The organism is Pseudoxanthomonas sp. LjRoot127 (genome assembly GCF_964253495.1).
In the GTDB taxonomy this organism is placed as follows: domain Bacteria; phylum Pseudomonadota; class Gammaproteobacteria; order Xanthomonadales; family Xanthomonadaceae; genus Pseudoxanthomonas_A.
This window is the reverse complement of sequence record NZ_CAXUQR020000001.1, coordinates 534007-558014: the sequence shown is the minus strand read 5'-3', so window position 1 is coordinate 558014 and position 24008 is coordinate 534007. Positions and strand designations below refer to the sequence as shown.

Here is a 24008-nt window from a genome sequence, read left to right as displayed (position 1 = left end):
CTGCGTCCCGCCGGGCTGTCACCCAGGCGCGGATCCTGTCGGGAGTCCCTGCGCGCCGCCACCAAGGAGAAGTGCGTGAATCCGATCCGAATGACCCTGCTCGGAGCCAGTCTTCTGGCCTGCATGTCGTGTACGGACAAGAAGCAACCCGAACCGGCAGCCGCCGCGGCGACACCGCGCGATGCGGCGGAACTGAAGGACTGGCCGGCGCTGAAAAGCAGCTTCGCCAAGGATGCCGCCGTGGAAGCGCGCGTGGCCGAGATCCTGGCCAGCATGACGCTGGAGCAGAAGATCGGCCAGATGGTGCAGCCTGAAATCAAGGCGATCACGCCCGCCGAAGTGCGCACGTACTACATCGGCTCGGTGCTCAATGGCGGCGGCTCCTGGCCGGCGATGAACAAGCGGGCCAAGGTGGAGGATTGGGTCAAGCTGGCGGACGCTTATTACGACGCATCCATGTCGACCGATGCGAAGATCCCCGTGCCGGTGATCTGGGGGACCGATGCCGTGCATGGCCACAGCAACGTGTACGGCGCGACCATCTTCCCGCACAACATCGGCCTGGGTGCCGCGCACGACGTCGAACTGATCGAGCGCATCGCCGAAGCCACGGGACAGTCCACGCGTGCCACTGGCGTGACCTGGACGTTTGCCCCGACGGTCGCGGTCGCGCAGAACGCGCGCTGGGGCCGGACGTATGAAAGCTATTCCTCGCAGCCGGCATTGATCCGCGAGTACGCCGCCGCGTACGTCAAGGGCATGCAGGGCATGCTGGACAAGGACGGCAATGTCGTCGCCACTGCCAAGCATTTCATCGGCGATGGCGCCACTGACGGCGGCAAGGACCAGGGCAACGCCACGGTCACGCAGTCCACGATGATCAACGTCCACGGCCAAGGCTACTACGGGGCCATCGAGGCCGGCGTGCAGACCGTCATGGCGTCGTTCAACAGCTGGAACGACGTCGCTGCCGGCAAGGACTACGGCAAGATGCATGGCGCACGCGACCTGCTGACGGTGGCGTTGAAGGACAAGATGGGCTTCGACGGTTTCGTCGTGTCGGACTGGAACGGCATCGGCCAGGTGACCGGCTGCAGCGACGACAGCTGCCCGCAGGCCATCAACGCCGGCATCGACATGGTGATGGTCCCCGACAAGTGGAAGACCTTCATCGCCAATACCATCGCGCAGGTGAAGTCGGGCGAGATCCCGCAGGCGCGCATCGACGACGCCGTCACCCGCATCCTTCGCGTCAAGCTGCGCGCACGCCTGTGGGAACACAAGCCATCCGCCAGCCAGTTCGCCGGCAAGCCGGAATCGCTGGTGCACCGCGATCTCGCACGTCGCGCTGCGCGGGAGTCGCTGGTGCTGCTGAAGAACGACGGCGCCACGCTGCCGCTGAAGAAGGGGCAGCGCGTGCTGCTGGTCGGCAAGAGCGCCGACAGCATCTCCAACCAGACCGGCGGCTGGTCGCTGACCTGGCAAGGTACCGACAACACGAATGCGGATTTCCCGAACGCGGACAGCATCGCGGCCGGCCTGCGCGAGCAACTCGGCGACGCCAACGTCGTCCTGCGCGACAGCGCCGAGGGTGTTGACCCGACCAGCTACGACGTCATCGTCGCGGCGATCGGCGAAACGCCGTATGCCGAGACCAACGGCGACATCGTGCCGTCCGATTCGATGGCCCACAGCCGGCGCCACCCCGAAGACCTGGCGGTGCTGAAGGCCGCTGCGGCGACGGGCAAGCCGGTGGTCACGGTGTTCCTGTCCGGGCGCGCGTTGTACGCCAACGACCTGATCAACCTGTCGAACAGTTTCGTCGCGGCCTGGCTGCCGGGCACGGAAGGCAAGGGCGTCACCGACGTTCTGGTAGCGGGAGCGGACGGCAAGGCGGCACACGACTTCCGCGGCAAGCTGACGTTCCCGTGGCCCGCCGTCGCCTGTCCGAAGGCGGACAGCACGCCGCAGTTCGCGTTGGACAGCGGCCTGCGCTACGGCGACACGAAGACGGTCGGCAAGCTGCCGGAAGATGCGACGGCCAGCTGCGGCGATGCAACTGCGCTGGGCATCTTCAAGCAGTCCGACATCGCGCCCTTCAGCCTCCAGATGGCGGCGGGTAATGAAGAGAAGGCGGTGGGCTCGGACATGAACACCGTCCAGCGCTGGCCACAGGCCAAGCCGGCCTTGCAGGTGGCGACCGTGCAGGTCAACACCCAGCAGGACGCGAAGGAAGTGACCTGGCTGGCGCCCGCGCGCTTCTTCGCCCGCAATCCGTCGAACAACAACCTGGCGGCGATGGCGACCGCGCGTGGCGTGGTGCAGTTCGATGTCGTGGTGAAGCAGGCACCGACCAAGCCGGTACAGTTCACCGTCGGCTGCGGTGCGAACTGCGGCGCCAGCCTCGATCTGACCGCGACGTTCTCCGGTGATGCCATCGGCAAGAAGCAGACGGTCAAGGTTCCGCTGGCCTGCTTCGGCAAGCTCGGAGCTGACCTGACCGGTGTCGACACGCCTTTCAGCATCAGCGCCGATGCGCCGTTCGCAGCCGCTTTCACCAACATCCAGGTGGTGGCCGGTGCCGCCGACGGCGCCGATGTGGTGAAGTGCGCCCGGTAATCCAGCCACGCCCCATGGCCGCAGGGCCCCGGGGCGCGGCTGACGCAGTGCAAGTTGCAATCGCGCGGCCGCTCCGTAGGCTGGCCGCTCCGTCCGGATCCTCTTCAAGCAGGCATACCAATCCATGACCACACAAACCACCCGATGGTCGCAGTTCGGCGTGCTGATCACCGTGTTCTTCTTCTGGGGTTTCGTTGCCGCCAGCAACGACATCCTGATCCCGGTGTTCAAGAAAGCGTTCAACCTGACGCAGGCGCAGAGCCAGTACGTCGCCTTTGCGTTCTACGTGGCCTACACCGTGGGGTCCCTGATCTACGTGGCGGTCTCGAAGCTGATCGGCCTCGATCTGCTCAACAAGATCGGCTACAAGAACGGCATCTGCCTGGGGCTGGTCATTTCGGCGCTCGGCACGCTGCTGTTCTATCCGGCCGCCAACACCGGTTCGTTCGGCCTGATGCTGTCGGGTCTGTTCATCGTCGGCCTCGGATTCTCACTGCAACAGATCGCCGCCAATCCTCTGGCGATCGTCATGGGCGATCCGAAGACCGGTGCGCAGCGCCTGACGATGGCGGGTGGCATCAACAATTTCGGCACCACCATCGGCCCGCTGCTGGTCAGCCTGGCCATTTTCGGCAGCGTGCTGAGCGGCAACACCGAAGCCAGCATCGAAAGCGTCAAGACGCCGTACTTGGTGCTGGGTGTCGCCTTCATCCTGGTGGCCGTCTTCCTGAAGTTCTCCTCGGTGCCCAACCACATCGACCTGGAGAAGCTCTCGGAGACCGAGGCGCAGGACAGCAGCAAGCTGATCCACAAGAAGTCGGCGCTGGCGTACCCGCAGCTGGTGCTGGGCATGATCGCCATTTTCGTCTACGTCGGCGTCGAGGTTTCCACCATCAGCAACCTGCCGGCATATCTTGAATCGCCGGAGGGGCTGGGTCTGGATACCTCGCAGATCGCGCCGTTCGTGTCGCTGTACTGGGCCAGTTTGATGATCGGGCGCTGGGGCGGTGCGGCGGGCGCGTTCAATGTCAGTTCCGGAGCCAAGCGCTGGCTGACGCTGCTGCTGCCTTACCTGGCGTTCGGCGTATTCCTGGCCGTCAACGCCATCATGCGCCACGAGGTGTCCCAGTTCTTCGGCTACGCCGCCGTCATCGTGCTGATGATCCTGGCCACGCTGGCGAGCAAGGGCAATCCGGCGCGCATGCTGCTGTACTTCGCGTTCTGCGGCATCGCTGCACTGCTGATCGGCATGTTCACCACCGGCTGGACCAGCGTGGTGGCCTTCATCAGCGTGGGCCTGTTCTGCAGCACCATGTGGCCGTGCATCTTCGCGCTGGCCATCACCGGCCTGGGCGACAAGACCAACCAGGGCAGCAGCCTGTTGATCATGATGATCATGGGGGGCGGCTTCGTCAGCATCGCGCAGGGCGCGCTGGCCGACAAGGTCGGCATCCACTACAGCTTCATCGTCGGCGTGTTGTGCTTCGCCTACCTGGCGTACTACGCCATTGCCGCGACCCGCACACTGCGCAACCAGGGCATCGATCTGGACAAGCTGGCGGCCGGCAACGGTCATTGAGTGCATGCGCGCCGGAGAGAGGCCGGCGCGTGTCCCCAGCCACCTGGCTACTCTCCAGCCAGGTGGCTTTTCTTTTTTTTGCCTCCCCTTTGCGCCGCGGCCGTAAAGGCGCACCATCGGCGCCGGGCTGGGAAAGCGGGAACGGCGATGGCGACCGAGAGGCGGGGTGGCGGCACGCGTCGGTGGGCGATACGGATCGCGCTGGCGGTGGTGTTCGTAGGGGTGGGGACATGGACCGCGTTCCAGCTGAGCCCGTTGCCCTCCGTGCTGCTCATCCGCTGGGCGTTCGATCGCGGCGCGGCCGATGCGTCCGATGCCCTGCGCAAGCATCTGCCCCCGGGCGTCACCGAGAAGCGCGCCCTGTCCTACGATGCGACGGATCCCGATGCGCTGCTCGACGTCTACTTCCCCGCGGACGTGCAGGGAAGCACCCGGCGGCTGACCACGGTGGTGTGGGTGCACGGCGGGGGTTTCGTGTCCGGTCGCCGGGAGGACGTCGCCAACTACCTGCGCATCCTCGCCGCACGGGGCGTCGTGGTCGTCAACGTGGACTACTCGATCGCGCCCGGCGCGACGTGGCCCACGCCTGCGCGGCAGCTGAATGCGGCGCTGGCCTATGTGCAGGAGAATGCAGGCGATCTGAATGTCGATGCCAGCCGCATCGTGCTGGCCGGGGACTCGGCAGGCGCGCAGATCGCGGCCGAAGTGGCGACCATCACCACCTCACCCGAGCACGCCAGTCGTGTCGGCATCACCCCGGCCCTGCGAGCGGGACAACTCGCGGGCACACTGCTGTATTGCGGTCCCTACGATGCCGGCCTGGTCGAGTGGGGCAGCCCGTTCGCAGGCTTCATGCGTACCGTCCTGTGGTCGTACCTTGGCCGGAAGGACTTCCGAGACGATCCCCGGTTGCACACGTTCTCTGTCGTGCACCACGTCACCCCGGCCTTTCCACCAACCTTCATCAGCGCAGGCAACGCCGATCCTCTGGAACCGCACTCACGTGCGCTGGCCGCCGCGCTGGAAGAGCAGGGAGTCGCCGTGGACGCCCTGTTCTTTCCGAAGGACCATGTTCCCGCACTGGGCCACGAATACCAGTTCAATCTCGACAGCGATGCCGGGCGCATGGCCATGGAGCGAAGCGTCGCCTTCCTTGATCGCGTGACGCGGTCCCCGCGCGACGCGCCGTGATGCCGCATCACCCTGCCAGCGCCATCCCGGGGTCGACGCCGCGCGGCGGCTGCACAGGCTGACGGTCCACATACCGGCACAGCAGTCCCGCACGCTGGCGGGCCCACTGGGTAGCCCAGCCGATCGCACGCTCCTCGCAGCGAACCGCCATCTCGAACGGCGAAATGTCGCCCATGTCGACCAGCACGCGCAGCACCAGGCCCGCGTTGACGGGTCGCACCTCGGCAATCGCAGTGTCATCCACTCGGAGTTCGTGGCCGGCGTCGGTGCGGTGCCAGGCGAAGCGTTCGGGAAGGACATGCGGGGATGTCTTCATGACGATGTTCACGCGCGTGTTCCGGAGCTGAGATGCCGCAGACGTTGGGGCAAGGCACGTGGAGGCGGTGTCAACATCCCGTGCCCCGGCATGCAGCATCGTTTCAGCGTTCAGCGTCGGCTACTACGTGTCTGGATCGCGTGAGCATGCTGCCCGCTCAGGTCTTCTGTCCGGCACAGGGCGTGCTTGCCGATAGGGGTAGCGGACGGCCTGCCGCGCGCCACAGAGCACCCCGGTCGCCCAGTCCCATCTGTTCACCGAGTCCGATGCCATGCCCCCCGACGCGAATTCCCGCACGATCCTCAGGATCTGCGGTGCCTCCCTGATCCTGCTGGCGACGTGGTTGCATGGCAATGGAAAGGGCTTCGAGCGCGGCCAATCACGATGCATGACGCAGCCCTCGTCTGCGGAACGGATGCGACAAGATTCCCGCTCTGCGCCGATCACAGCGGCATCGCTGCCGATCCGCACGTCTCCCGCGATCGCGTTGCGCTAGCGCGGCGGGCAGCGACCTTCGGCCCACGCCGCTCCGGCCGCATCGCGAGCGTCACCTGCCGCTGCAGCTTCTGCCAGGCTCTGCCGGTTCTTCTCGGTAGGCGAGGCCACGGCGCGCTGTCGCAGCTCCTAGTAATCCTTGTCGACCCGCGGCGCGGCACGCTGCGATTGCCTAACATCAACGCATGCGGGCGCTGGTTCGTTGCATGCGAATCCGCCGCGCGCGCGACGCGGCGGCCGGCTAGAAGCGCGTACCCGCCGGCAGGTAACGCCACTGGCCTGCCGGCATCTTCGACAGCGCCACGCGGCCGATGCGCAGGCGCCGGATCGAGACGACGTCCAGGCCGCCTTCGCGGCATCGGTGGCGCAGTTCGCCGGGCTGCACGTTCTTGATCGCGAAGCGCAGGCGCACTTCGTTCTGCCAGCTGACCTTGCAGGGCGCGAGGCCCTGGCCCCGATAGGCCGCCACGAGACCGATGCGGCTGAGCGTGTAGGGGTCGGTCGCGCCTCGGACCTCCACCACGAACTCCTGCTCGATCTGCGCGTAGTCTTCGGACAAGCGGCGCCACACCCGGCCATCCTGGCTGAGCACGACCAGGCCACTCGCTTCGTCGTCCAGCGGCACGAGCGGCGTCAGGCGATGGAAGTGGCGTTTCAGCGGGCGCACGCCGCTGTTGTCACCGTCCATGTGTGCCTCGGGCGTCGCGAGTGCCGGCGCGTCCTGCCACGCCACGCCCTCCGGTTTGTGCAGCAACAGGGTGGCCGGCTCGACCGCGCCCCGTTCTGCCGCCGGATCGATCTCCACGCGTTCCGTGGTCACCGGGTGCTGTGGCGCTTCGATGGTTTCTCCGTCCACGGTGACCCAGCCGCCTTCGATGTACTGCTCGGCCTCCGTGCGCGAGCATCCGGTAAGTTCTGCAATGCGTTTGGCAAGGCGGATGGGTTCGGACATGGGCGCCGGATATCTCGGAGGTAGGAGGTCGCTTCGTGGCGGACGCGATCCGCGCGGGGGCGAGGCAGCCGATACAAACGAAGAAGGCCCGCATCGCTGCGGGCCTTCCGGAATCGATATGGTGGCCCGGGGCGGATTCGAACCACCGACACGCGGATTTTCAATCCGCTGCTCTACCAACTGAGCTACCAGGCCATGAACGGTCGCGGGCCGGCGCTGCCGGTGCGAAGGCCGCAGATGATACGGATCGGGGTGGGGGATGGCAAGCCGCATCCGGGCTGAACGCGGTTTGGAGGGCCTGCGCCGCCTGTCCGCCGCCGGCGCATCATCGGCGTTATCGACAGCCCTTCTCCCGAACGACAGGAGTCCGCCCATGAAACGCCTGATTCCCACGGCCCTGCTGGCCTCCCTACTGCTGGCAGGCTGCGCCACCGGCAAGCTGAGCCCGGCCGAGAGGCTGGCCCTCTACCGCGACCATGCCGGTGAGCCCGTCAAGGATTTCCGCTATCTCGGCCATCTCAATGGCTGGACCCCGGTGGGCGATTCGGCGCTCGCGGTCTGGACCAAGCCGAAGGAGGGCTACCTGCTCGAGTTCGCCGGCCGCTGCCAGGACCTGGAGTCCGCCGCCGCCATCAGCATCACCCAGTTCGCCAATCGGGTGAACGCGCGTTTCGATGACGTCCTGCCGGTCGGTCCCGGCACGTCCCCCATCAAGATTCCCTGCCGCATCGAGACCATCCGTCCGCTGGACGTCAAGGCCTTGCGTGCCAGCGAGAAAGAGTTGCGCGAGGCGTCGGCGGTGGAGCGCCAGGCCGAGCCGTGATGGGCATGCGGGCTCAGGGCGTCGGGACGTAGCCCGCCGGCTTGTCCGCGCCACCGCCGAACAGGAATTTTTCCAGCTCCGCTTCCAGGAAGGCGCGGTGCTTCGGGTCGCGCGGCGACAGCCGGTTCTCGTTGATCAGCATCGTCTGGTGCGCCAGCCAGGCCGACCAGGCGGGCTTGCCGATGTCCGCGTAGATGCGCTTGCCCAGCTCGCCGGGATAGGGGACGAAATCGAGCCCCTCGGTGTCGCGTTGTTCGTACTGGCAGAAGACGGTGCGCGACATCAGTCAATTCCCAAGCAGTTTGCGGATCGGCGTGGGCAGGCCCAGCGCGGCGAGCTCGCCGCGAGCCACCCAGCGCAGGTCGTCATTGTCGCGCACCACGGCGCGCAGGGCGACCTTGCGCAGGCGCAGCGGCTGCAGCTGCAGGCGGTAGTGGCTGAAGGTGTGCACGACCACGGGCAGTTCTTCGACGTTGTCGTACGCGCCCTTCATCTCGCGCGCGAACCATTCGCGCAGGCCGGCATCGGTGTCGGCTTGCGGCAACGTCCACAGCGAGGCCCAGATGCCGGTCTCCGGACGCCGCTGCAGCAGGATCTCGCCATCCGCGTTTTCCAGCCACAGCGCCACCGCTTCGCGTTCCGGCAGCACTTTCGACGGCTTGGAGGTGGGGAGCGCGCCGGTGAGCCCCTCGCGACGCGCCACGCAGTCGTCCTGTACCGGACATATCCCGCATGCAGGCTTGGCGCGCGTGCACAGCGTGGCGCCGAAATCCATCTGCGCCTGCGTGTAGTCGGCGAGCCGGCCGTCGGGGACGTTGAGCAAATGGTCTTCAGCCAGCGCCCACAGCTGCTTTTCCACCGCTGGCAGGCCGGGCCACCCGGCAATGCCGTGGAAACGCGTGAGCACCCGTTTGACGTTGCCGTCGAGGATGGGGAAACGGTCGTTCCACGCTTGCGACAGGATCGCGCCGGCGGTGCTGCGGCCGATGCCGGGCAGCGCATGCAGCGCGTCGAAATCGCGCGGCAGGTCGCCGTCATGGTTGGCGACGCAGGTTTTCGCGGCGGCATGCAGGTTGCGGGCACGGGCGTAGTAGCCCAGTCCCGCCCAGTGCGCCATCACGTGGTCGGTGGATGCGGCCGCGAGATCGGGCAGGGTGGGGAAGCGCTCGACGAAGCGCAGGAAATACGGAATGACCGTGGTGACCTGCGTCTGCTGCAGCATGATTTCCGACAGCCACACGCGATACGGCGCGCGGGGATGCTGCCACGGCAGGTCGTGGCGACCGTGCCCGTCGAACCAGGCCAGCAGGCGTTGCGCGAACGAGTCAGCGCTCACGTGCAGCGTCCTGTGGGAGCGACGTCAGTCGCGATCGGCCACCGCGATGGCGTCATCGCGACTGACGTCGCTCCCACAACAGCAGAGGCTCCGATGTCAGCCGCCACCCAGCGCTTCCGGCAGTAGCGCGTCGACGAAGGATTCCGCATCGAATACGCGCAGGTCTTCCACGCGCTCGCCGATGCCGGCATAACGGATCGGAATGCCGAATTCGCGTGCGAGCGCGAACACCACGCCGCCCTTCGCCGTGCCGTCCAGTTTGGTGACCACCAGGCCGGTCACGCCGACGGCCGCGTGGAACTGGCGAAGCTGCGAAAGCGCGTTCTGCCCGGTGGTGCCGTCGATGACCATCAGCACCTCGTGAGGCGCATCCGCGTCGATCTTGCCGAGCACGCGGCGGATCTTGCCCAACTCGTTCATCAGGCCGGTCTGGGTGTGCAGGCGGCCGGCAGTGTCGGCAATCAACACGTCGAAACCGCGCGACTTGGCCGACTGCAGTGCGTCGAACGCTACCGAGGCGGCGTCCGCATCCTGGCCTTGCGCGATGACGGGCACGCCGTTGCGTTCGCCCCACGTCTGCAGTTGCGCGACCGCGGCAGCGCGGAACGTATCGCCCGCGGCCAGCATCAGGCTGTGGCCGTCCTGTTTGAAACGGCGCGCGAGCTTGCCGATGGTCGTGGTCTTGCCGACACCGTTGACGCCGACGGTCAGCACGACGAATGGCTTGCGACCGGCATCGATCACCAGCGGCTTCGCGACCGGCGTGATCAGTGCGATCAGGTCCGCGCGGAGCGCCTTCAGCAGCGCCTGCGCGTCGGCGAACTCGCGTTCCTTCATGCGCTTGCGCAGGTCCTCGACGATCGCGGTGGTCGCAGGCACGCCGACGTCGGCGGTCAGCAGCGCGGTCTCGATCTCGTCCAGCAGGTCGTCATCCAGGCGCGGGTTGCGCGTGAACAGGCCAGCCAGGCCCAGCGCGGCGCTCGTGCGGCGCAGGCGGTCGCGCCAGCCGGACTTGCCCGCGGCGGCGGCGGGGGCCGCGTCCGTGCGCGCTTCTTCATCCGGATGGGGGGCGGGCGGGGCAGGGGGGACGGAAACTGGCGCGATGTCGTCGGCCGCTGCATCCGCCTGGGGCGCGGTGTCGTCCGCGGCGGGGACGGACGCCGGACCACTGTCGGTCGGCATCGGCTCGCCGGGCGCACGCGGGAAGGCGGCGGCGAGCTCTTCGGTGCTGGGGCGGGTCTGGGCGGCGTCGGGGCCGTCCTGGGGCTTCTTGCGGCGGAAAAAACCGATCATCGCGGGGGGTATCTCGAGGAGGGCGACATGCTACCACCCGGCTGTCGGACGCCCGGGCACGGGAACTCAAGTGGGGCCAGGCACGGCCGATATCGAGGGCGGACAACCCGGAATCCCCGCATGCACGCCATCACCGGTATCGCCAACTCGGGCCTGCGGGCCGCCTCGACCGGTCTTCAGGCTGCGGCGCACAATCTCGCCAATCTGGCCACGCCCGATGCCACCCGGCAGGCCGTGGTGCTGTCCGCGCAAGCGACAGGCGGTGTGTCCGCGCACGTGGTCGGGGCATCCACCGATCCGGCCGCGCCGATCGAGGACGTGGCCGCGATGCTGACCTACAAGGCGATGGCCGGCGCCAACCTGTTCGTGCTCAAGGTGGCAGACCAGACGCTGGGCAGCCTGCTGGATATCAGCGCGTAGGAATGCGATCCCTTCTCCCCGCGCGCGGGGAGAAGGTGCCCGGAGGGCGGATGAGGGGCGCTTTTCTCGGTCGCACGCTGCGCCCACCGTAGGCTGCGTCTGGTACCGGTTAAAGGCGCCAGAGCCCGCTGCCTCCGCTCGCCCCGCACCCGCCTTCGGCACCCTCTCCCCGTTGCACGGGGAGAGGGGAGCAGCGAGAGGGCGTCGCTTACGCCGACAGCTCCAGCAGCAACGCATTGAGCCGCTTCACGTACCCGGCCGGGTCCTTGAGGCTCTCGCCCGCTGCCAGTGCGGCCTGGTCGAACAGCACGCGGGTGAGGCTGTCGAAGCGGTTCGCGTCGCTTTCGGCATCCAGTTTGGCGATCAGTGGATGGTCCGGGTTGAACTCGAACACAGGCTTGCTTTCCGGTACCTGCTGGCCGCTGGCTTCCAGCAGCTGGCGCATCTGCAGGCCCAGGTCGCCCTGGCCGATGGCGAGGATGGCCGGCGAGTCGGTCAGTCGGTGCGAGACGCGAACCTCGGCCACGTCATGGCCGAGCACGGCCTTGATGCGGCCGGTGAGCGCTTCCTTCGCCTTGGCGCTTTCTTCCTGCGCCTTCTTGTCGTCCTCGCTCTCCAGCGCGCCCAGGTCCAGATCGCCACGCGCGATGTCGACAAAGGACTTTCCGTCGAACTCGGTCAGGTATCCCATCAGCCACTCGTCGATGCGGTCGGTGAGCAGCAGCACCTCGATGCCCTTCTTGCGGAAGATCTCCAGGTGCGGACTGTCCTTGATCTGCGCATGCGATTCGCCGGTCAGGTAATACAGCTTGTCCTGGCCTTCCTGCAGGCGGCCGACATAATCGGCCAGCGAGACGCTGGGCGCACCGGAGGCATCGCGCGTGGAGGCAAAACGCAGCAGGCCGGCGATCTTCTCGCGGTTGGCATAGTCCTCGGCCGGGCCTTCCTTCAGCACCTGGCCGAAGTTCGTCCAGAACGCCTTGTAATCCTCGGGCTTTTCCGTGGCGAGTTTCTCCAGCATGTCGAGCGCGCGCTTGGTCAGCGCCGAACGCATCGAATCCACCACCGGGCCCGACTGCAGGATCTCGCGCGACACGTTCAGCGACAGGTCGGACGAGTCCACCACGCCGCGCAGGAAGCGCAGGTACAGCGGCAGGAACTGTTCGGCCTGATCCATGATGAAGACGCGCTGCACGTAGAGCTTCAGGCCCTTGGCGCCGTCGCGGTGGTACAGGTCGAAGGGCGCGCGGCCCGGCACGTACAGCAGCGAGGTGTATTCGAGCTTCCCTTCGACCTTGTTGTGCGCCCATGCGGCCGGATCGGTGAAGTCGTGCGCGATGTGCTTGTAGAACTCGGCGTACTCTTCGTCCTTGATCTCGGACTTGGCGCGCGTCCACAGTGCGCTCGCCTTGTTGACGGCTTCCCACGCCGGCGGAGCCGGCGCGTCGTCGCCGTGCTGTTCCTTCGGCATCTCGATCGGCAGCCCGACGTGGTCGGAATACTTCTTGATGATGCCGCGCAGCTTCCAGCCGTCGGCGAAGCCTTCCTCGCCGTCCTTCAGGTGCAGCACGATGCGGGTGCCTCGCTCGGGCTTGTCGACGGTGGCGACCTCGAAATCGCCTTCGCCGGCACTGGACCAGTGCACGCCTTCGTTCGCCGGCAGGCCGGCGCGGCGGCTGAACACGTCCACGCGGTCGGCCACGATGAAGGCACTGTAGAAGCCGACGCCGAACTGGCCGATGAGGTTGGCGTCCTTCTTCTGGTCGCCGGACAGCGCGTGCAGGAATTCGCCCGTGCCCGACTTGGCGATGGTGCCGAGGTGGGCGATGGCCTCTTCCCGGCTCATGCCGATGCCGTTGTCGTCGATGGTCACCGTGCGCGCGGTGGCGTCGAAGCCGACGCGGATGCGCAGGGTGGGGTCTTCCTCCAGCAGCTTCGGGTCCTTCAGCGCCTCGAAGCGCAACTTGTCGGCGGCGTCGGCAGCGTTGGACACCAGTTCGCGCAGGAAGATTTCCTTGTTCGAATACAGCGAGTGGATCATCAGCTGCAGCAGCTGCTTCACCTCGGTCTGGAAGCCCAGGGTTTCTTTGCGGGTTTCAACGGTCATCGCGGTCGTGCTCCATGGCATTCGTCTGGGCCGCGCGCAGCGGCCGATGCGTCCGGTGTATGGGCCGGTCGTGGCTTTCTCAACCTGGCGGGGCCGCGGAGGGGGGCCAAGCCCCGCCGGTCATGGCCGGGCCGTATCATGCGGAGCCTTCCGTCGCCCCCTTCCCCGATGTCCCGCAGCGCCCGCCGGCCACCCTCCGCTCCCGTCCCCGCGCCGCGTGGCCTCGGCTACGTGCGCATCATCGGCGGGCGCTGGCGCGGCACGAAGCTGGCGGTGCCGGACCGCCCGGGCTTGCGGCCCAGCGGCGACCGCGTACGCGAGACGCTGTTCAACTGGCTGATGCCGGCGCTTCCGGGCGCTCGCGCACTCGACCTGTTCGCCGGGACCGGCGTGCTGGGGCTCGAGGCGCTGTCGCGCGGGGCCGCACAGGCGGTGCTGGTGGAGCGCGATCCCGGCCTGGCCATGGCGTTGCGCGAGGCGGTGGCGAAGCTCTCGGCGGATGCCGAGGTCCATGCGGCGGAAGCGCTGGCGTGGCTGGCCGGGTGCGCCGACACCTTCGACCTGGTCTTCCTGGATCCGCCCTTCGCCGAGGGCCTGTGGGAGCGCGCGCTGGCCGCGCTCGTGCCCCGGCTGGCGGCGGATGCGTGGATCTACGTGGAGTCCCCGGCGGACCGGGTGCCGACGGTCCCCGCGGGCTGGATATTGCACCGGGAAGGCCGCACCCGGGACGTGCGCTACGCCCTGTACCGGACCCCGGCCCCGCAGCCCGCTGCTACACTGCGTCCCGACGATCCGCCGGCGACGACTGAATGACTGTGGCGCGCACCCGGACGGCCGTGTATCCCGGCACGTTCGACCCCATCACCAATGGCCATATCGACCTGATCGACCGCGCTGCGCCGCTGTTCGAGCGCGTGATCATCGGGGTGGCGGAAAGCCCGGGCAAAGGCCCGGCGCTGCCGCTCGCCCAGCGCGTCGAGCTGGCCCGCGACGCAGTGGCCCGGCATCCGCACGTCGAGGTGCGCGGCTTCGACGGCCTGTTGGCCCATTTCGTCAAGGACGTGGGCGGCGGCGTACTGTTGCGCGGGCTGCGCGCGGTATCCGACTTCGAGTACGAATTCCAGCTGGCCAGCATGAACCGCCACCTCATCCCCGAGGTCGAGACGCTGTTCCTGACCCCGGCCGAGCAGTACGGCTTCATCTCCTCGTCGCTGGTGCGCGAGATCGCCCGGCTGGGAGGCGACGTGTCCGGGTTCGTGCCGCCGGCCGTCACCGCCGCGCTCAAGGCGCAGTGGCAGCACCACAAGCAGGGCGCCTGAGCGCCACGATTCCGATAACCGCTTTACCAAGAGGGGGATTACCCATGAAGAAGTTCGCAAGCCGCATCATGCTCACCGCCTGCCTCGTGCTGCCGTTCGCAGCGTGCAAGAAGCAGGAAGAAGCCCCGGCCGAGCCGGCCGAAGTCGCCCTGGTCGCGCCGGCCACGACCGAGGACGGTCCGTGGAAGGAATACCTGAGCAAGGTGGTCGACGCCAACATGGGCACGATCACCAACACGCCCTACGTGTACTACCTGCCGGCCGACACCGATCCGGAGTTCGAGGCCAAGTATGGCCGCCAGCTGGAGCAGGCCAAGGGCGCCGTCGCGCGCGGCGTGAGCAGCGGCAACCTGATCGCGTTCGGCTCGCCGAACAGCGCCAAGATCGCCGACCTGGCGGTCGCCGCGTTCACCGGTGTGGAGACCGATGCGTTCAAGGGCGTGCGCGTGCTGTTCATCGGCAAGGCCGAGGACAGCGAGCGCGTGAAGGCCGCCGTGGCCCCGAGCAGCGCCGAATACGTGTTCGTCGAAGCCAAGTGATCTTCCGGCGCGTGGCCGCCCTTGGGCGGCCACGCTTCGGCGGAAAGGTCATCCCCGCGAAGGCGGGATCCAGTGGTTCGGTACCCCGGCGAATGCCGCGATGAAGTCGCTGGGTCCCGGCTTGCGCCGGGATGACGGCAACCTTATGTCCCTCAAGATCAATGAACTGTGCGTCAACTGTGATGTCTGCGAGCCGGCCTGCCCCAACCAGGCCATCTCGATGGGCGAGACGATCTATGTGATCGATCCGGCGCGCTGCACCGAATGCGTCGGCCATCATGACGAACCGCAATGTGTCGTCGTGTGCCCCGTCGAGTGCATCGACCCCGATCCGGCGTATCCTGAGACCCACGAAGCCCTGCTGGCGAAGATGCTGAGGCTGCAGGCCGGCTGATCGCCATGTACGCACGCGCTTCGCCCCGGTAGCCGTTCCAGGAGAAGTCGTGATTCCTCGCCGTCTGTTCGTGCTGTTGTTCTTCGTCGCGTTCGTGCCCGCCGCGCTGGCTGCCGACGCAGTCCGCAGCTCCGCTCCGTCCCACCCCCCTGGCACCGCCATCGCCAGCGCCCATGCGCTCGCCACGCAGGCGGGACTGGACGTCATTGCGCAGGGCGGCAACGCGTTCGATGCCGCCATCGCCGTCTCGTCGACGCTTTCCGTGGTGGAGCCGATCAGTTCAGGCCTCGGTGGCGGTGGTTTCTTCCTGCTGCACGATGGCAAGACCGGCAAGGACGTCTTCATCGATGCGCGCGAAACCGCGCCGGCCGCGTCCACGCCCGACAGGTACCTGTTGCCGAATGGCGACTTCAACCGTGATCGCGCCGAGAACGGCCCGTGGGCGGCCGGCATCCCCGGCTTGCCAGCCGCTTTCGTGCACCTGGCGGAGAAATACGGACGACTGCCGCTGAAGGCGTCGCTGGCGCCGGCGATCCGCACCGCGCGCGAAGGTTTCCCCGTCTATGCACGCATGGCACGCGGTTACCAGGCGCGCCGCGAGGTCATGGAGCGCTACAAGGGCACGCGTGCCGTCTATCTGGTGGACGGGAAGCCGATCAAGGAGGGCGACGTCTTCAGGCAGCCCGACCTGGCGCGCACGCTGGAACGCTTGGCTGCGCAGGGCTTCGACGGGTTCTATCGCGGCGAAACCGCCAAGCTGCTGCTGGCCGGCGTGAAGGCCGAGGGCGGGCAATGGACTGCGAAGGAGCTGGCCGGGTACAGCGTGCGCGAGCGCGCCCCGCTGACCTTCACGTACAACGACTGGCAGGTGACCACCGCGCCGCCGCCGTCATCCGGTGGCGTGGCGCTGACGCAGATGCTGCAGGTCCTCGATGCCTACGACCTGTCCGAGCTGGACGAAGCGCAGCGCACGCACCTGGTGGTGGAATCGATGCGCCGCGCCTTCCGCGACCGCACCTTCTACCTGGGTGATCCCGACTTCGTCGAGATCCCGATGAAGACGCTGACCAGCCCGTACTACGCGGCCGGGCTGCGCGCCACGATCAATCCGCAGAAGGCGACGCCCAGCGATCAGCTGTCCGGCCTGCAGACGCCGCTCGAGGACGAAGAGACCACGCACTTCTCCATCATCGATGCCGAAGGCAACCGCGTCGCCGGCACCCAGACCGTCAACCTGCTGTACGGCTCCGGGCTGGTGCCGCCCGGCACGGGCGTGCTGCTCAACAACGAGATGGACGATTTCGCGCTGAAGCCGGGCACGCCGAATGCCTTCGGCGTGATGGGCTACGACGCGAACGCGCCGAAGCCCGGCAAGCGCATGCTCAGCTCGATGACGCCGACGTTCCTCGAGTCGCCGGACAAGGTCGCGGTACTCGGCACGCCGGGCGGAAGCCGCATCATCACCATGGTGCTGCTGGGCATCCTCGGCTACGACGCGGGGCTCGAGCCGCAGGCCGTCGCTGCGCTGCCACGTTTCCATCACCAGTGGATGCCGGACCTGATCGAGATGGAGACCGACGCGCTGAGCCAGGCCACGCAGCAGACACTGGAAGCCATGGGGCACCGCTTCAAGGTGCCCGGCAACAGCGCCCAGGGCGGCCGCGGTTCCAGCCACGTGTGGGGCAACCTGCAGACGGTGGAGTGGGACAAGACCACCAACACCCTGATGGGTGGCAGCGACCCGCGCAATCCTGTCGGCGCAGCCAAGGTCGTCGAGTCAGCCCCGTCACGCTGAGAGGCGTAGAATCGGGGCCATGAAGCTCTGGTCGCTGCTGGGCAATTCCCAGAAACTCGATGGTGGCGCGATGTTCGGCAACGCGCCGCGCGCCATGTGGGAAAAGTGGTCGCCGCCCGATGCGGAGAACCGCATCGAGCTGGCCTGCCGCGCGCTGCTGGTGCAGCCGCTCAACGGCAAGACCGTGTTGTTCGAGACCGGCATCGGCGCCTTCTTCGAACCGAAGATGCGCGCGCGCTTCGGTGTGCAGGAAGAGCGCCACGTGCTGCTCGATTCGCTGCGCGACGCCGGCTTTTCGCATGAAGACATCGATGTCGTGGTGCTCAGCCATCTCCATTTCGACCACGCGGGCGGCCTGTTGGCGCCGTGGCAGGAAGGGCATGCGCCGGAACTGCTGTTCCCCAACGCGACCTTCATCGTCGGCGCCGATCACTGGCAGCGCGCGCTGAAGCCGCATCCGCGCGATCGCGCGAGCTTCATCCCGGAGTTGCAGCCATTGCTGGAAGCCAGTGGGCGCTTGGAACTTGTATCCGGCGAGCACTCCGTTGCGCTGGGCCGCGCGGTCCGTTTCAGCTTCAGCGATGGCCATACGCCGGGGCTGATGCTGGCGGAGGTGGTCGGTGCAGCGGGCGTGGACGGCCAGCCGCAGGGTGGCGTCGTGTTCTGCGCCGACCTGATCCCGGGCCGGTCGTGGGTGCACGTGCCCATCACCATGGGCTACGACCGCAATGCCGAATTGTTGATCGACGAGAAGCGCGCCTTCCTGGAAGACAAGCTGGCGCGCAACGTCCATTTGTTCTTCACCCACGACCCGGGCTGCGCACTGGCGCAGGTGACCCGCGACGAGAAGGGCAAGTTCGGCGTCGCCCACGAAGTCGCCGAACTGCACGCGCGCCCGCTGGCCGCATAACCGGTTAAGGCGGTGGGAGCGATGTCAGTCGCGACGCGGCGGCTTGCCGTCGCGACTGACATCGCTCCCGCAACAGCGGGATTTCAGCCGATCCGCGTGCCGAAGATGCGGTCGCCGGCGTCGCCGAGGCCCGGCAGGATGTAGCCCTTGTCGTTGAGGCGTTCGTCGATGGCCGCGGTGTAGACCTCGACATCGGGGTGCGCCGCTTCCAGCGCCTTCAGGCCTTCGGGTGCGGCGACCAGGAAGATGCCCTTGATCCGCTTCGCCCCGGCGCGCTTGAGCATGTCGATCGTGGCGATCAGCGTGCCGCCGGTGGCCAGCATCGGGTCGAGGATCAGCGCATCGCGCTCCTCCAGCCGTCCGGTCAGCTTCTCGAAGTAGGGCACCGGCTGCAGCGTTTCCTCGTCACGCTGCAGGCCGACCACGCTGACGCGCGCGGTGGGGATCAGCGCGAGTACGCCCGGCAGCATGCCCAGGCCGGCGCGCAGGATCGGCACCAGGGTGATCTTGGCGCCGGCGATCTTCTTCACCGTCACCGGCCCGGCCCAGCCCGCCATCGTTTCGGTCGTCAGTTCCAGGTCTGCGGTGGCCTCGTAGGCCAGCAGGGTGCCCAGCTCGGTCACCAGTTCGCGGAAATCCTTGGTGTTGAGGCCGGCGTTCCGCAACAGGCCGATCTTGTGCTGGACGAGCGGGTGGCGGACTTCGACGGTCTTCATGGCGAGGGCAGGGCGGCAGGTGATGAGGGAAGTCTGCATCAAACTCCGCAACCCTACAAAGCAAAAAGCCGGCGTGAGCCGGCTTTCTGCCTGGAGCGTGGAGACGTCGCGGATCAGAACGCCCAGCGCATGACCAGCTGGTAGCTCGGGCCGGCCTCTTCGGTTTCCAGCTCGTACTCGTCGTAGTCGCGGTCGATCTGGTCCTGCAGCGTGTCGAACTTGTCGAAGAACTCGTCCTTGCTCGCATCCAGCAGGTTGTTGGCGCTCAGGCGCACCGACACGCTCTTGCCGAAGCGCTTCTCCACGAACACATCCAGCTCGCCGCCGTAGCGGATCAGCACTTCTTCACCCAGCAGGCGCGTGTACGCGTCACCCTGCTTGCGGTAGGTTGCGCCGAAGCTGGCGCCCAGCGTCGGCAGGTCCTGGATGAAGCCGATGTTGTAGACAGACTTGGCCTGGTCGTTGAAGCGGCGCTCGCCGAGGAAGTCGTCCACCTTGGACTTCACCCACGAGTAGTTGGCGAAGACGCCGGTGTTCTCCAGACCGATGGCGGACAGCGGCGTGGACACATCGAATTCGAAGCCGTAAACCTTGCCGTCGCCGACGTTGGAGGAGGTGTACAGCCAGCTCGAAGCCGGTTCCTGCGCCATCGCATCGGCCAGGTCGACGGCGTCGCCATCCTCGATCATCTCTTCCCAGGTGTCCTGCATCTCTTCGCTGGGCTCGCCGGTGTTGACGATCTCGATGAGGTCCTCAACGTCGCGATAGAAGAAATTCAGACCGACCACGCCCTTGCGGCCGAGGCGGTGTTCGAACCCGAGGTCCAGGCCGTTGGCGGTCTCCGGGTCCAGTTCCGGGTTGCCGATGTAATCGTTGTCGCCGAACTCGCCGTCCAGCAGGGCCGGCAGCAGTTCGTTGAAGTTCGGACGCTTGATGGTCTTGGCCAGCGACAGGCTGATGCGGTCCGCATCGCCCAGGTTCCAGCGCAGGTTCACCGACGGCAGCAGTTCGTTGTAGTCCTTGCTGACGCGGCCTTCGCTTTCCTCGTCTTCGAGGTATTCCACCTTCGACTCCGTGGTCTCGTAGCGCAAGCCCGCTTCCCACGAGAAGGCCTCGCCCTTGCCGCTGAGCATGATGTACGGGTCCAGGCGCTTCTCCTCGATCACCGAGGCGACGCTGCCGTCGAGGTCGTAGTCCGCCAGGGAGGTGGGCGTCTGGCCATCTTCGTCGGCTTCCCATTCGTAGCTGACGACCAGGCCTTCACGCTTCTTGGTGCGGTAATCCAGGCCGAACTCCAGTTCGGCGCCGCCCAGCGGGCGCGCATGGGTCAGCCTGAAGCCGGTTTCGGAATCCTTGGCGGTGACGGATTCGGCGCTGTAGACGGTCTCGTCCCATTCTGCGTCGGCGGGAATACTCCAGGTGTCGTCCCAGTTCTCCGCACCACTGACGTAGACCTGCTCGCCCTCGGTGGTGGCCTGCGAATTCTCGAAGCGCGCATGGTCGACGCTCACGGCCGTCGTACCGCCGGCCATGTCGAACTTGTATTCGGCGCCGACGCCGTAGTTCTTCTGGTCGTACGGGTCCAGGCCCGGCACGCGGATGTTGATCGTCTCGTCGTCGTCCAGTTCCTCTTCGAACGAGACCTCGGTGACGTCGCGATCGGTCTTGACGTAGAAGCCGTCGATGCTGAAGCGGCCGTTGTCGCCCACGTCCGCGGTGTACGAAAGGTTGGCCGAATAGTCTCGGCCGTCCTTGACCTCGGTCTGGTCTTCCCAGCTGACCTTCTCTTCACGCGTATTGTCGGTGAAGCGGTCCGAGCGCTTGGACTTCGCGCGGTAACGGTCCTGCACGTTGATGCCGGCCAACAGGCGGCCACCGAGCGCTTCGAACGACGTCACGGCGCCGAAGGTCGGGTTGATCTCGCCGTCGTCCCAGCGGTTCACGCCGACGCGGATGTAGCTTCCGGTGAACTCGTAGGCATCGCGCAGCACGATGTTGATTGCGCCGGCCATCGCATCGCCGCTTCGATTGGCGCTGGCGCTGCGCTTGATCTCGATGTGGTCCACCATCTCCGCGGGGATGCGATCGACGTAGAACGAGCGGTCGTCACCGGCGCCCGGCACCTTCTTGCCGTTGATCAGCACCTGGGTGTAGCCCCCGCCCAGGCCGCGCAGCTGCACGCCGTCGTATTCCATGATGTCGGAACCGACGAAGCCCACGCCCGGCACGCGCTTGAGCATGTCGCCCACGGTGTTCGGCTCGAAGCGTTGGAAATATTCCAGGTCGTAGACCAGCGTGGGCGCGATGTCGTCGGTGCGGTCGCGGTAGGCGATCTCGGCCTGTACCACGACGGTGTCGAGCTGCTTCGGGTCGCCGGCCGTGCCGGCGTCCGGCGCCTGGTTCTGCGCCATGGCGGTGAAGCTCGCCGGCATCAGCGCAGCGCAGAACAGCGCCTGCGAAAGCGAGGCGGCCAGAATGTTGCGTTTCATGTGTGTCGTCCCCGTGACGAAAGTAAACGGCACTTTGTAAACACGTCACATGGCGGAAACATGACACGCAGGTTCCCGTGTGGTGACAGGTATCCGCATGCAGTGCACTGACACGAAAATGTCATGGGGCCTGCGTAGAACATGGCAGTTTGTTGACGCCTTCATGTCATGGGGAACCCAGTGAAACCACGTCTTGCCTTGTTCGCTATTCCTTTCCTGCTCGTCGCTTGCGGCGTGAAGCCTGCCGCACCCGCCGTCGACGCGCCGCTGCAGGCGCGCGAGAAAGAGCCGGACGAACACGTAGAGAAGGATCCGCTGCTGAGCGAGGCGAAGGTCGCCCATGTCGTGGTGCCGGAAGCCTTCATCACTGCGGCCACGCCGGCCGAGAACGTGGATTCTCCGGCCAGCTGGCGTGCGGCCGACGGGCGTCGCCTGCTGATCGCCACCGCCAAGGACACGCATCGCCTGGTCGTCTACGACGGCAGTACGGGCAAGCAGCTGCGCACCGTTTCCGGTCCGGGTAACGCGCTGGGGCAGATGCAGCGGCCGAACGGCATCGCCGTGATCGATGATCTGGCCTTGGTGGTCGAGCGCGACAACCGTCGTGTGCAGGTCTTCCAGCTGCCCGATTTCACGCCGTTGCTCGTGTTCGGTGCGGAAGACCTGAAGCAACCGTATGGCCTGTGGGTGCGACCGCAGAAGGACGCGTACGAAGTGATCGTCAGCGACAACTACATGTCGCCACAAAACGAAGACGTGCCACCGCCGCTCGCTGAACTGGGCCAGCGCTTCAAGCGTTACCACCTGCAGCGCGCCGAGAGCGGCTGGAAGGCCACGCTCGCCGGCACGTTCGGCGACACCGGCGAGGCCGGCGCGATTCGCATCGCGGAGTCCGTGTTCGGCGATGCGGAGAACGACCGCCTGTTGCTCGCGGAAGAGGATGTCGCCGTTGGCACGGGCCTGCGCGAGTACGGCCTCGACGGCACCTACCGCGGCCGCGACATCGGCGCGGATCTGTTCAAGGCACAGGCCGAAGGCATGGCGCTGGCGCAGTGCGCGGGTGGCACTGGCTATTGGATCGCCACCGACCAGTTCAAGGACCGCAGCGTGTTCCACGTGTTCGAGCGCATCACGCTGGCGTACAAGGGCGCGTTCGCCGGCAACAAGACCGCGAACACCGACGGCGTGTGGCTGGACCAGAGCGCCGATGCGCGCTTCCCGCAGGGTGCGTTCTATGCCGTCGACGACGACCAGGCGGTGGCGGCGTTCGACTGGCGTGACATCGCCAAGGCGCTGTCGCTGCCGGAGTGCCGCGTCGAATGAAGAACGCAGGGGATGCGGGGATGAAGTGGGTGCTGGCCGCGCTGTTGCTGGGGACCTGCGCGGCATCGCTCGCGCAGGATGCGACGGCGCGCCAGCCCGAACCGAACACACGCGTGCCGCAGGGCGTGGTGCGCTACGCACCGAGCGGCTTCCCGGATCGCATCGTGGCCTCGCCCGCGCAGGACGCCGCCACGGGTTTCTCGGTGGCGTGGCGCACCGATGCGCGCATCGACACGCCCTCGCTGGAGATCGTCGTCGCAGGCGATTCGCCCGAAATGGGTGAGTCGCGCAGCATCGCGGCGACCAGCACGCCGCTGAAGACCGAGAATGGCGAAGCCCATCACCATCGCGCGGATGTCACGGGCCTCCAGCCGGACACCTTGTACGCGTGGCGCGTGCAGGGCGACCGCACCTGGAGCGCTTGGCACCACACGCGCACAGCGGCTGCCGCAAGCGCACCGCTGACGCTGCTGTACTTCGGCGATACCCAGAACAAGAACGTCAGCCTCACTACCCGCGTCGTCCGCGAAGCGATGCGCGCGGCGCCAGATGCGCGCTTGGCGCTGTTCGCCGGCGACCTGGTCAGTGGCGGTGACGGCGAGGACGACAACGAGTGGGGCGAGTGGTTCGAGGCCAACGAAGTGCTGCCGACCTCGTTGGTGGTCGCGCCGGCGCCGGGCAATCACGAGTATTTCGAGGAGTTCGAGGACACCCCGCAGGAACGTCGCGTACTGGGTGCGCATTGGCCGGTGACGTTCGCGCTGCCGGGCAACGGCGTGGCGCAGGCGAAGCGGACCACGTACTGGTTCGATTACCAGGACGTGCGCGTGGTGGTGATCGACGGCACTTCGGCACTCGACCTCGGCACCGCGAAGGCGCAGGCGGCATGGCTGGATGGTGTCTTGGCGAGCAGCCCCAAGCGCTGGAGCATCGTGCTGACCCATCAGCCGTTCTTCTCGCCGCGCGAGGGGCGCGACAACGTGCTGTTGCGCCAGCACCTGCTGCCGGTGATCCGCAAGCGCAAGGTCGACCTGGTGCTGCAGGGACACGACCACGTCTATGGTCGTTTGAAGAACGAAGCACCGACACCGGTGTTCGTCGTGTCGGTCACCGGCGCCAAGCAGTACCGGCTTTCGGACGAAGCACGCAGGACCATGCGTCCTGTCGCCGAAGACACGCAGTTGTTCCAGGTGCTCCGCTTCGATGGTCCGCGCCTGCGCTATGAGGCACGCACGGCGACCGGCCGTCTCTACGACGCATTCGACCTTGTCGATGGCGGCGCCGCGGGCAAACGGGTCCTCGAACATGCGGAAGGTCGCATCGAGGAACGTACCTGCACCCGCGCCGAGACCCTGAAGGGTCGCGCCGACCGGTGCTGGGAATGAATCCTTC

Annotated in this window: 21 protein-coding genes and 1 tRNA gene; 13 read left to right on the top strand and 9 right to left on the bottom strand. The window is 66.9% G+C overall.

Annotation, left to right across the window (positions count from 1 at the left end; all coding sequences use genetic code 11):
• Positions 1-75: 75 nt before the first annotated feature.
• The 3 genes from ACSQ19_RS02645 to ACSQ19_RS02635 all read left to right on the top strand — a co-directional run bounded on the left by ACSQ19_RS02645 (position 76) and on the right by ACSQ19_RS02635 (position 5389).
• On the top strand, positions 76-2619 hold the full coding sequence (locus ACSQ19_RS02645) for a glycoside hydrolase family 3 N-terminal domain-containing protein (protein ID WP_435999823.1): 2544 nt from the start codon (positions 76-78) through the stop codon (positions 2617-2619).
• Between the two features lie 124 nt (positions 2620-2743).
• A complete protein-coding gene (locus tag ACSQ19_RS02640) occupies positions 2744-4198 on the top strand; it encodes an MFS transporter (protein WP_296282555.1) in 1455 nt (484 codons plus the stop codon).
• A gap of 147 nt (positions 4199-4345) precedes the next feature.
• Entirely contained in the window at positions 4346-5389 is a 1044-nt protein-coding gene (locus ACSQ19_RS02635; RefSeq protein ID WP_435999821.1) for an alpha/beta hydrolase, read from the top strand.
• Positions 5390-5396: 7 nt separating this feature from the next.
• Here the strand turns inward: ACSQ19_RS02635 and ACSQ19_RS02630 are convergent, their stop codons facing one another.
• From ACSQ19_RS02630 to ACSQ19_RS02620, 3 genes are all read right to left on the bottom strand, one after another.
• Entirely contained in the window at positions 5397-5717 is a 321-nt protein-coding gene (locus ACSQ19_RS02630) for a hypothetical protein (protein ID WP_436040760.1), read from the bottom strand.
• A 724-nt stretch (positions 5718-6441) separates the two neighbouring features.
• On the bottom strand, positions 6442-7152 hold the full coding sequence (locus ACSQ19_RS02625) for an rRNA pseudouridine synthase (RefSeq protein WP_435999819.1): 711 nt from the start codon (positions 7150-7152) through the stop codon (positions 6442-6444).
• A 119-nt stretch (positions 7153-7271) separates the two neighbouring features.
• A tRNA-Phe gene (locus ACSQ19_RS02620) sits at positions 7272-7347 on the bottom strand.
• A 178-nt stretch (positions 7348-7525) separates the two neighbouring features.
• On the opposite strand from ACSQ19_RS02620, the gene ACSQ19_RS02615 reads away from it, so the two are divergent.
• Positions 7526-7975, top strand: a complete 450-nt coding sequence (locus ACSQ19_RS02615; RefSeq protein WP_435999817.1) for a DUF6491 family protein — start codon at positions 7526-7528, stop codon at positions 7973-7975.
• A 13-nt stretch (positions 7976-7988) separates the two neighbouring features.
• Here the strand turns inward: ACSQ19_RS02615 and ACSQ19_RS02610 are convergent, their stop codons facing one another.
• From ACSQ19_RS02610 to ftsY, 3 genes are all read right to left on the bottom strand, one after another.
• The gene (locus ACSQ19_RS02610) at positions 7989-8258 is read right to left on the bottom strand and encodes an oxidative damage protection protein (RefSeq protein ID WP_296282550.1); all 270 of its coding nucleotides are present in this window, start codon (positions 8256-8258) and stop codon (positions 7989-7991) included.
• A gap of 3 nt (positions 8259-8261) precedes the next feature.
• Positions 8262-9311: an A/G-specific adenine glycosylase gene (mutY, locus tag ACSQ19_RS02605; RefSeq protein WP_435999814.1), complete on the bottom strand. Its 1050-nt coding sequence runs from the start codon at positions 9309-9311 to the stop codon at positions 8262-8264.
• Positions 9312-9407: 96 nt separating this feature from the next.
• Positions 9408-10604, bottom strand: a complete 1197-nt coding sequence (gene ftsY / locus ACSQ19_RS02600; protein WP_435999812.1) for a signal recognition particle-docking protein FtsY — start codon at positions 10602-10604, stop codon at positions 9408-9410.
• A gap of 120 nt (positions 10605-10724) precedes the next feature.
• Between ftsY and ACSQ19_RS02595 the strand changes: the two genes are divergently transcribed.
• Positions 10725-11024, top strand: coding sequence for a hypothetical protein (locus ACSQ19_RS02595; protein WP_299342711.1), 300 nt, complete (start codon positions 10725-10727; stop codon positions 11022-11024).
• Positions 11025-11232: 208 nt separating this feature from the next.
• Here ACSQ19_RS02595 and htpG read toward each other — a convergent pair whose 3' ends face one another.
• Positions 11233-13131 carry a molecular chaperone HtpG gene (gene htpG, locus ACSQ19_RS02590; RefSeq protein WP_435999809.1) on the bottom strand — a complete coding sequence of 633 codons (1899 nt, stop codon included), beginning with the start codon at positions 13129-13131 and terminating at the stop codon, positions 11233-11235.
• Positions 13132-13299: 168 nt separating this feature from the next.
• Here htpG and rsmD point away from each other — a divergent pair, with 168 nt between their 5' ends.
• From rsmD to ACSQ19_RS02560, 6 genes are all read left to right on the top strand, one after another.
• Positions 13300-13944: a 16S rRNA (guanine(966)-N(2))-methyltransferase RsmD gene (gene rsmD, locus ACSQ19_RS02585; RefSeq protein ID WP_435999807.1), complete on the top strand. Its 645-nt coding sequence runs from the start codon at positions 13300-13302 to the stop codon at positions 13942-13944.
• Positions 13941-14450, top strand: coding sequence for a pantetheine-phosphate adenylyltransferase (gene coaD / locus ACSQ19_RS02580; protein WP_296282544.1), 510 nt, complete (start codon positions 13941-13943; stop codon positions 14448-14450). The genes rsmD and coaD overlap by 4 nt, the downstream gene beginning before the upstream one ends.
• Before the next feature lie 44 nt (positions 14451-14494).
• Entirely contained in the window at positions 14495-14989 is a 495-nt protein-coding gene (locus ACSQ19_RS02575) for a hypothetical protein (RefSeq protein WP_296282543.1), read from the top strand.
• Positions 14990-15134: 145 nt separating this feature from the next.
• Positions 15135-15383 carry a YfhL family 4Fe-4S dicluster ferredoxin gene (locus tag ACSQ19_RS02570; RefSeq protein WP_055940809.1) on the top strand — a complete coding sequence of 83 codons (249 nt, stop codon included), beginning with the start codon at positions 15135-15137 and terminating at the stop codon, positions 15381-15383.
• Positions 15384-15477: 94 nt separating this feature from the next.
• Complete coding sequence (gene ggt / locus ACSQ19_RS02565; RefSeq protein WP_436001068.1) at positions 15478-17178, top strand: gamma-glutamyltransferase; 1701 nt, start codon at positions 15478-15480, stop codon at positions 17176-17178.
• Between the two features lie 19 nt (positions 17179-17197).
• Positions 17198-18088, top strand: coding sequence for an MBL fold metallo-hydrolase (locus ACSQ19_RS02560; RefSeq protein WP_435999804.1), 891 nt, complete (start codon positions 17198-17200; stop codon positions 18086-18088).
• Between the two features lie 83 nt (positions 18089-18171).
• Here ACSQ19_RS02560 and upp read toward each other — a convergent pair whose 3' ends face one another.
• Both upp and ACSQ19_RS02550 read right to left on the bottom strand, forming a co-directional pair.
• Positions 18172-18804 carry a uracil phosphoribosyltransferase gene (gene upp, locus ACSQ19_RS02555; protein WP_436001066.1) on the bottom strand — a complete coding sequence of 211 codons (633 nt, stop codon included), beginning with the start codon at positions 18802-18804 and terminating at the stop codon, positions 18172-18174.
• Between the two features lie 113 nt (positions 18805-18917).
• Positions 18918-21293 carry a TonB-dependent receptor plug domain-containing protein gene (locus ACSQ19_RS02550; protein ID WP_435999802.1) on the bottom strand — a complete coding sequence of 792 codons (2376 nt, stop codon included), beginning with the start codon at positions 21291-21293 and terminating at the stop codon, positions 18918-18920.
• A gap of 168 nt (positions 21294-21461) precedes the next feature.
• On the opposite strand from ACSQ19_RS02550, the gene ACSQ19_RS02545 reads away from it, so the two are divergent.
• Both ACSQ19_RS02545 and ACSQ19_RS02540 read left to right on the top strand, forming a co-directional pair.
• Positions 21462-22616, top strand: a complete 1155-nt coding sequence (locus tag ACSQ19_RS02545) for a phytase (RefSeq protein ID WP_435999800.1) — start codon at positions 21462-21464, stop codon at positions 22614-22616.
• Entirely contained in the window at positions 22613-24001 is a 1389-nt protein-coding gene (locus ACSQ19_RS02540; RefSeq protein WP_435999798.1) for a metallophosphoesterase, read from the top strand. Before ACSQ19_RS02545 ends, ACSQ19_RS02540 begins: the two co-directional genes overlap by 4 nt.
• Positions 24002-24008 lie beyond the last annotated feature (7 nt).

Coding starts and splice junctions, on each gene's coding strand:
- ACSQ19_RS02640 (WP_296282555.1), top strand. CDS start 2,744: ATGACCACACAAACCACCCGATGGTCGCAGTTCGGCGTGCTGATCACC.
- ACSQ19_RS02635 (WP_435999821.1), top strand. CDS start 4,346: ATGGCGACCGAGAGGCGGGGTGGCGGCACGCGTCGGTGGGCGATACGG.
- ACSQ19_RS02625 (WP_435999819.1), bottom strand. CDS start 7,152: ATGTCCGAACCCATCCGCCTTGCCAAACGCATTGCAGAACTTACCGGA.
- ACSQ19_RS02615 (WP_435999817.1), top strand. CDS start 7,526: ATGAAACGCCTGATTCCCACGGCCCTGCTGGCCTCCCTACTGCTGGCA.
- ACSQ19_RS02610 (WP_296282550.1), bottom strand. CDS start 8,258: ATGTCGCGCACCGTCTTCTGCCAGTACGAACAACGCGACACCGAGGGG.
- ftsY (WP_435999812.1), bottom strand. CDS start 10,604: ATGATCGGTTTTTTCCGCCGCAAGAAGCCCCAGGACGGCCCCGACGCC.
- ACSQ19_RS02595 (WP_299342711.1), top strand. CDS start 10,725: ATGCACGCCATCACCGGTATCGCCAACTCGGGCCTGCGGGCCGCCTCG.
- htpG (WP_435999809.1), bottom strand. CDS start 13,131: ATGACCGTTGAAACCCGCAAAGAAACCCTGGGCTTCCAGACCGAGGTG.
- rsmD (WP_435999807.1), top strand. CDS start 13,300: ATGTCCCGCAGCGCCCGCCGGCCACCCTCCGCTCCCGTCCCCGCGCCG.
- coaD (WP_296282544.1), top strand. CDS start 13,941: ATGACTGTGGCGCGCACCCGGACGGCCGTGTATCCCGGCACGTTCGAC.
- ACSQ19_RS02575 (WP_296282543.1), top strand. CDS start 14,495: ATGAAGAAGTTCGCAAGCCGCATCATGCTCACCGCCTGCCTCGTGCTG.
- ACSQ19_RS02570 (WP_055940809.1), top strand. CDS start 15,135: ATGTCCCTCAAGATCAATGAACTGTGCGTCAACTGTGATGTCTGCGAG.
- ACSQ19_RS02560 (WP_435999804.1), top strand. CDS start 17,198: ATGAAGCTCTGGTCGCTGCTGGGCAATTCCCAGAAACTCGATGGTGGC.
- upp (WP_436001066.1), bottom strand. CDS start 18,804: ATGAAGACCGTCGAAGTCCGCCACCCGCTCGTCCAGCACAAGATCGGC.
- ACSQ19_RS02550 (WP_435999802.1), bottom strand. CDS start 21,293: ATGAAACGCAACATTCTGGCCGCCTCGCTTTCGCAGGCGCTGTTCTGC.
- ACSQ19_RS02545 (WP_435999800.1), top strand. CDS start 21,462: ATGGGGAACCCAGTGAAACCACGTCTTGCCTTGTTCGCTATTCCTTTC.
- ACSQ19_RS02540 (WP_435999798.1), top strand. CDS start 22,613: ATGAAGAACGCAGGGGATGCGGGGATGAAGTGGGTGCTGGCCGCGCTG.